At 69.3% G+C, this 6,000-nt stretch carries 6 protein-coding genes and 1 pseudogene; 3 read left to right on the top strand and 4 right to left on the bottom strand.

Features of this window, described 5'->3' with window-relative positions; all coding sequences use genetic code 11:
• A pseudogene (locus DIE04_RS25480) lies at positions 1 to 260 on the bottom strand (sulfonate ABC transporter permease); the annotation flags it as partial.
• Positions 261 to 766: 506 nt separating this feature from the next.
• On the opposite strand from DIE04_RS25480, the gene DIE04_RS25475 reads away from it, so the two are divergent.
• Complete coding sequence (locus tag DIE04_RS25475; RefSeq protein WP_027786765.1) at positions 767 to 1,033, top strand: hypothetical protein; 267 nt, start codon at positions 767 to 769, stop codon at positions 1,031 to 1,033.
• Between the two features lie 40 nt (positions 1,034 to 1,073).
• Here the strand turns inward: DIE04_RS25475 and DIE04_RS25470 are convergent, their stop codons facing one another.
• On the bottom strand, positions 1,074 to 2,390 hold the full coding sequence (locus DIE04_RS25470) for an ATP-binding protein (protein WP_124521576.1): 1,317 nt from the start codon (positions 2,388 to 2,390) through the stop codon (positions 1,074 to 1,076).
• Positions 2,374 to 3,099: a response regulator gene (locus DIE04_RS25465; RefSeq protein ID WP_006755678.1), complete on the bottom strand. Its 726-nt coding sequence runs from the start codon at positions 3,097 to 3,099 to the stop codon at positions 2,374 to 2,376. The genes DIE04_RS25470 and DIE04_RS25465 overlap by 17 nt, the downstream gene beginning before the upstream one ends.
• A gap of 226 nt (positions 3,100 to 3,325) precedes the next feature.
• On the opposite strand from DIE04_RS25465, the gene DIE04_RS25460 reads away from it, so the two are divergent.
• Positions 3,326 to 3,877: a Spy/CpxP family protein refolding chaperone gene (locus DIE04_RS25460; RefSeq protein WP_124573295.1), complete on the top strand. Its 552-nt coding sequence runs from the start codon at positions 3,326 to 3,328 to the stop codon at positions 3,875 to 3,877.
• A gap of 70 nt (positions 3,878 to 3,947) precedes the next feature.
• Here the strand turns inward: DIE04_RS25460 and DIE04_RS25455 are convergent, their stop codons facing one another.
• On the bottom strand, positions 3,948 to 4,646 hold the full coding sequence (locus tag DIE04_RS25455) for a pirin family protein (RefSeq protein WP_124521612.1): 699 nt from the start codon (positions 4,644 to 4,646) through the stop codon (positions 3,948 to 3,950).
• 368 nt (positions 4,647 to 5,014) lie between these two features.
• Between DIE04_RS25455 and DIE04_RS25450 the strand changes: the two genes are divergently transcribed.
• On the top strand, positions 5,015 to 5,791 hold the full coding sequence (locus DIE04_RS25450) for an ABC transporter substrate-binding protein (protein WP_044847744.1): 777 nt from the start codon (positions 5,015 to 5,017) through the stop codon (positions 5,789 to 5,791).
• Positions 5,792 to 6,000: the final 209 nt, after the last annotated feature.

The following is a 6,000-nucleotide window of genomic DNA, read 5'->3' as shown; positions in this document are numbered from 1 at the left end:
GTGAACGCGAGCGACGCGACCATCGCGGCGAGCATCCGCAGCGTGGTGCGCAACGCGTATTCGGGCAGGTTCGACGGGTCGAGCGAGATCTTCTGGGTCTGAAGGGTCCCGATCGGCGCCATCGTTTCATGAAAGCCGACGACCGCCATCGCGATCAGGCAGATGATCAGCGGAAACGCGATGAAGTCCCACCGGTTCGGCAGGACGCGCCACGCGGACGCGTTGGCAGTCCGGTTCGGATTGAAGAATCCGACGTCCATCAGGCGCCCTCCCCGGTAAGGCCGAACGAAGCCGGCAGACGATGTTGATTCATGGCAAAGCGCACGGGCGCGGTAATTCGACGCGGTAATTCGATTGATTCACGATTTCACGCCGGCGCGAGGCGCCGTGCGTGCAAGCTGCGCCCTCCGGGCGCGGCGAGTCGGGCCGCGACGGCACGACACTACACCAACCTGTATTTCAGGTTCAACCGTCCGGGGCCGGCTCGGCTCGGCGCGGCGCGCGGGCGGCGCACGGATCGTGCCCGGCACGCGGGCGAACGGCAGGCGTGCGGTGCGGAGCAGCCCGGCCGCGGTCGTGCGGCCGGCATGCAGGCCCCGAATTATGCCGTGATCCGGGCCGGCCGGGAACCCGCCCGCCGCACACGGACACAAACCATGCAGGACGTCAGCGGACGATTGCGGCGAAGCAGGTATGATCGGGGCTAGCCCCTGGCGTCGCTAGCCCCATAGCCGCCAGGGATCGACCGACCAGCGGGAGGAAGCGAATGGCAGGAAACTTGGTGATCGTCTGCCGCGATCAGGACGCCGATGCGTTCTACGAGCTGATGCAGGAGTACGGGTCGTTCCAGACCCGGCTGTCGTCGACGGCGTGGTACCTGAACATGAACGTCGTGCCGGAATCGCTGCAGGAGGAGATCCTGGAGCGCCTCGGCCGCTATACGACCGTCTATATCTTCGAGGCCACGAGCGTGACCTACAACACCATCGACAGCAACGCCGCCGAGACGCTCGGCACGCTGTTCGGCGAATGATGCCGCGCGGCGCCTGCCCGGCAGGCGCCGCATGCGCCGCTTACGCGGCCTGGGCGTGAAGTTCGTCCTTCGGCACCACGTCGAACGGGAACGTCATCGCCACGCGCAGGCCGCCCTCGGGACGATTGCCGATCTCGCACGCCCCGCCCAGCCGCAGCACCAGCCGCTCGACGATCGCCAGCCCGAGCCCGCTGTGGCCGTTCCCGCCGCGCGCGGGGTCGAGCCGCACGAACGGCCGTGTCGCGGCCGCCAGATCGCGCGGCGCAATCCCGCCGCCGCTGTCGCTGACCGACAGCACGTAACCCGCCGGCGTACGCGCCGTCTCGATGAGCACGGGCGGCGCGCCGTACGCATGCGCATTGTCCAGCAGGTTCGACAGGATCCGGTCGAGCGTCGCGGTCGGCAGGCGGAAGCCTTCGTCGGCGGCCAGATGCGTCTGGACAGCCGGTGCGTTCGGTGCGACCGCGCGATAGCTGCGGGCGATCCGCTCGCAGGCCTGGTCGACCGGCACGGGCTCGCTGCGGTCCGCCCCGCCGTGCGCGAACACGAGGAACTGGTCGACGATGTGCGACATCGAGTCGACATCGCGCACCACACCGTCGCGCAGCCGCGCGTCGTCCATCATTTCCGCGCGCAGGCGCATCCTGGCGAGCGGCGTGCGCAGGTCGTGCGCGACGCCGGCCAGCATCACCGCGCGGTCGCTCTCGGCCTGCGACACCTGTTCCACCATCTGGTTGAAGCCGTGCGTGAGCTGGCGCAGCTCGCGCGGGCCGCGCTCGCGCAACGGCGGCACCGGCTGGCCGCGGCCGAAGCGCGCGACCGCGCGCGCCAGCGAGCGCAGCGGCTGCTGCAGCTGCCAGGCCGCGAACAGCGCGGCGATCACGCCGGCCGAGAAAATCGTGCCGAGCCACAGCAGCATCCGGTCGAGCGAGCGCGGCGGGCGCAGCGGCTGCACCGGCACCACGATCCAGTTGCGGTCGCTCGGCTCCTTGACCCACAGCACCGGCGGATGGCCCGGCGCGCCGATCTCGACCAGCGTGCCGGGCGGCATCCGCTCGCTCACGTCGTCGCGGAAACGCTTGAGCGGCGCCGCCAGGTTCGAATCGGCGTCTTTCGGCACATCGGGACTGTCCGGCGACACCAGCCGCACCCGCGACGGCAGCGGCTGGTCGGGCGTGCGCTCGACGTGCTGGCGCACGGCGTCGACGAGGAACGCGGCCTCCTCGACGGCATAACGCGTCTGCATCTGGTTGCGCTCGAGGCGCATCGCGAAGAACCACGCGAAGTGCGACAGGAGCAACACGCCGACGACCAGCAGCGCCAGCCGCCCGAACAGCGAATCAATGGGCTTGCGCATGGGCCTCGCCGTCGGGCACGAACACGTAGCCGCGCCCGCGGACCGTCTGGATGAAGCGCGGCGTCGACGGATCCGTTTCCAGGATGCGGCGCAGGCGCCATACCTGGACGTCGATGCCGCGGTCGGTGCCGTCGTACTCGGGCCCGTGCAGCAGCTCGAGCAGCCGTTCGCGCGTGAGTGTGCGCAGCGCGTGATTCACGAAGATCTTCAGCAGCGCGAATTCGCTGCTCGACAGCGTCGCCGGCTTGCCGTCGACCGACAGCGTGCGCGCCTGGAAGTCGAGCACGAAACGGCCGAACGCGAACGGCTCGCGCTGCTCCGGCGCCGCCGCCGACGGCGTCGCGCGGCGGCGGCGCAGCACGGCCTGCACGCGCGCGAGCAGCTCGCGCGGGTTGAACGGCTTGCCGAGGTAGTCGTCCGCGCCGAGCTCGAGCCCGACGATGCGATCGACGTCGTCCGCGCGCGCGGTCAGCATGATCACGGGGATGTCGTCGCCGGCCGCGCGCAGCTGGCGCAGCGCGGTCAGGCCGTCCACGCCCGGCATCATCAGGTCCAGCACGATCAGGTCGGGCCGCTCGCGCTCGAGGCGCTTCTCGAGCGTCGCCGCGTCGTGCAGCACGGACACTTCCATCCCCTGGCGCACGAGATAGTCGCGCAGCAGGTCTCGGAGTTCTTGGTCGTCGTCGACGATGAGGATCTGGGTAGTCATGGCTCGAAGTTTAGCGCGCGAGCGCGGAGTCGAAGAACGAAACAAAGGGGCGAAAGGGTTACTGCGGGTTACGACGCAAGGGAACTGTAATGCGCCGTAACCCGGCAGCCATCCCGCGTAACACCGGCCCGAGCACGCGCCGCTAACCTGCGTCTTACCGGATGCGGCACCCGGGTCACTCCGCGCGCCGCATCGCCGGACCCTTTGGATACAAGGAGTTTCTGAAATGTATAAGAACACTTCCCGCGTGGCCATTGCGGCCGCCACCGTGCTCGCTCTCGCATTCGGCACCGCGCATGCCGCGCAGCCCAACGACATGCCGCCGCCGGGCGGCCCCGGCATGCACCAGATGCACGGCGGCCATGACGGCGGCCCGTTCGGCGTGATCATGAAGCTGCACGACCAGCTCAAGCTCAACGCGTCGCAGGAACAGCAGTGGCAGACGGCCGTCAACACGATGAAGCAGAACCATGAAGCGATGCGCAAGAGCCACGAGCAGATGCGCGAGCAGTTCAAGGCGCAGCAGAACCAGCCGATCCTCGACCTGAACGCGATGCACGCCGCCCGTCAGCAGGCCGAGCAGCAGAACGCGCAGCTGCGCGAGCAGAGCTCGGCCGCGTGGCTCGCGTTCTACAACGGGCTGAACGACCAGCAGAAGACGACGGTCAGCACCGCGCTGAAGCAGCAGTTCGCGCGGATGGAGCAGCGTCACGAGAAGATGAAGGAACGCTGGGAGCAGCACCGCGCGGCCAACGGCGCGTCGGCACCGGCGCAGTAAGCCGGCGGGCCGCCTCCCCGGGCGGCATCGCGGGGGACGCGGGCACCCGGCCCGCGTCCCCCGTTTCATTTCAGGCGACGTCGAACAGCAGCACCTCGGCCGCCCGGCCGCGTGCGAACGCGACCGCTTCTACCCCGGCGATCCGCGCGCCGTCGCCCGCGGCCAGCGCGTGGCCGTTGACCTCCACGTCGCCGCGCACCACGTGCACATAGGTGCTGCGCCCGGCCGGCACGGCCAATGCCGCCGCCTCGTCGCCATCGATCAGCCCCGCGAAGATCCGCGCATCCGCACGGATCGACAGCGCACCGTCGTCGCCGTCCGGCGACGCGACGAGCCGCAGGCGGCCGCGCTTCTCGTCGTCGGCGAAATGCCGCTCCGCGTAGCCGGGCCGTCCGCCCCGCTCCGCCGGCTGCAGCCAGATCTGCAGCAGATGCAGCACCCGGTCGCGCGACGCATTGGTTTCGCTGTGCATCAGCCCCGTGCCGGCGCTCATCCGCTGGACGCCGCCGGCCCGCACGATGGCGCCGTTGCCGAGGCTGTCGCGATGCGCGAGCGCGCCGTCGAGCACGCAGGTGACGATTTCGAGGTCGCGGCGCGGCTGCATCCCGAAGCCGCGCGTCGGCGCAATCCGGTCCTCGCTCAGCGCGCGCAGCGCGCCGAACGGCGGATGCGCGGCCCCGGCGGCGCCGGCAAGCGCAAAGCTGTGGCTCGATTCGAGCCAGCCTTGGCGCGTGTGGCAGCGGTCGGCGGCGCGGCGGATCTGGAACATGGGGCGGGCACTCCGGCAGGCAGATATTCTTTCTTCGGGTTTACCTGCACTGTAGGGGCGTGCCGGGCGCGCCACAATCCGCCGCCCGCGCACCGCATCGTTGCACCCACGAACCCAATCGGTGTAATGCTCGTTGCGAATACCGCGATTGCCGCAACGCCCGAATCGAAGAATCGATCGGTCGCGCCGGATTGCCGTTTTCCGGGTATCGCGTTCGGGTAAAATACCGCCCTTTTGGCGTTCGCCCGTCCGGCGAGCGCCGTTGCCTGCGCGCCGAAACACGAATTTTGGCCGTCTAGAATACGCCGCGGCGCCCGGCCCGACCGGCCGCGAGCGCCTCCCCGGAAGTGAGCGACAAAAGGATGGAAATGAAGAAGGCCGCCCTGTGCGCCGCCCTCGCCCTCGTGGCGGGCAGCGCCTTCGCGAAAGAGTGGAAGACCGTGCGGATCGGTGTCGATGCCAGCTACCCGCCGTTCGAGTCGACCGCGCCGAGCGGCGAGATCGTCGGTTTCGACGTCGATCTCACCAAGGAAATCTGCAAGCGGATCAACGTGAAATGCGTGTGGGTCGCGCAGGATCTCGACGGAATCATTCCCGCACTGAAGGCGAAGAAGTACGACGTCATCGTGTCGTCGCTGACCGTCACGGACAAGCGTCGCGAGCAGATCGACTTCTCCGACAAGGTGTACGACGCGCCCGCGCGGATGATCGCGAAGGCCGGCTCGCCGCTGCTGCCGACGGTCGCATCGCTCAAGGGCAAGCACGTCGGCGTCGAGCAGGGCTCGACGCAGGAATCCTACGCGAAGGCGTACTGGGAACCGCAGGGCGTGACGATCGTTCCTTACCAGAACCAGGACCAGGTCTATGCCGATCTCGGCTCGGGCCGCCTCGACGCGACGCTGCAGGATGAACTGCAGGCTGACTACGGCTTCCTGCGCACGCCGCGCGGCAAGGGCTTCGCGTTCGCCGGCCCGGAGGTGAAGGATCCGAAGACGATCGGCGACGGCACCGCGATCGGCCTGCGCAAGGACGACACGGACCTGAAGCTCAAGATCAACAAGGCGCTGGCCGACATGCACAAGGACGGCACGTACGACCGGCTGTCGCACAAGTATTTCTCGTTCAGCGTCTACTCGGCGCGCTGAGCGCCGACAATACCGGGAAGCGGATGCGGGGGCGGCCCCGCGTCCGGCACGACAGGCAGTCAACCACGCGCCGCCCGCCCCCTCGCCCGCCGCTCGCGCGACGGGCTGGTCCGGCACCGTTGCCGGGGCGGACGGTCATGATACGTACGGGGCGTTCCGCGCAGCTTGGCGGGCGCGTCTTTCGCGGCGCACCGCGTGCGCCGTCCGGG

Source organism: Burkholderia sp. Bp8994 (genome assembly GCF_003853805.1).
Lineage (GTDB): Bacteria > Pseudomonadota > Gammaproteobacteria > Burkholderiales > Burkholderiaceae > Burkholderia.
The sequence above is the reverse complement of the archived record's forward strand: the minus strand, read 5'-3'. Positions and strand labels throughout refer to the sequence as shown.

Coding starts and splice junctions, on each gene's coding strand:
- DIE04_RS25465 (WP_006755678.1), bottom strand. CDS start 3,099: ATGACTACCCAGATCCTCATCGTCGACGACGACCAAGAACTCCGAGAC.
- DIE04_RS25475 (WP_027786765.1), top strand. CDS start 767: ATGGCAGGAAACTTGGTGATCGTCTGCCGCGATCAGGACGCCGATGCG.
- DIE04_RS25455 (WP_124521612.1), bottom strand. CDS start 4,646: ATGTTCCAGATCCGCCGCGCCGCCGACCGCTGCCACACGCGCCAAGGC.
- DIE04_RS25450 (WP_044847744.1), top strand. CDS start 5,015: ATGAAGAAGGCCGCCCTGTGCGCCGCCCTCGCCCTCGTGGCGGGCAGC.
- DIE04_RS25470 (WP_124521576.1), bottom strand. CDS start 2,390: ATGCGCAAGCCCATTGATTCGCTGTTCGGGCGGCTGGCGCTGCTGGTC.
- DIE04_RS25460 (WP_124573295.1), top strand. CDS start 3,326: ATGTATAAGAACACTTCCCGCGTGGCCATTGCGGCCGCCACCGTGCTC.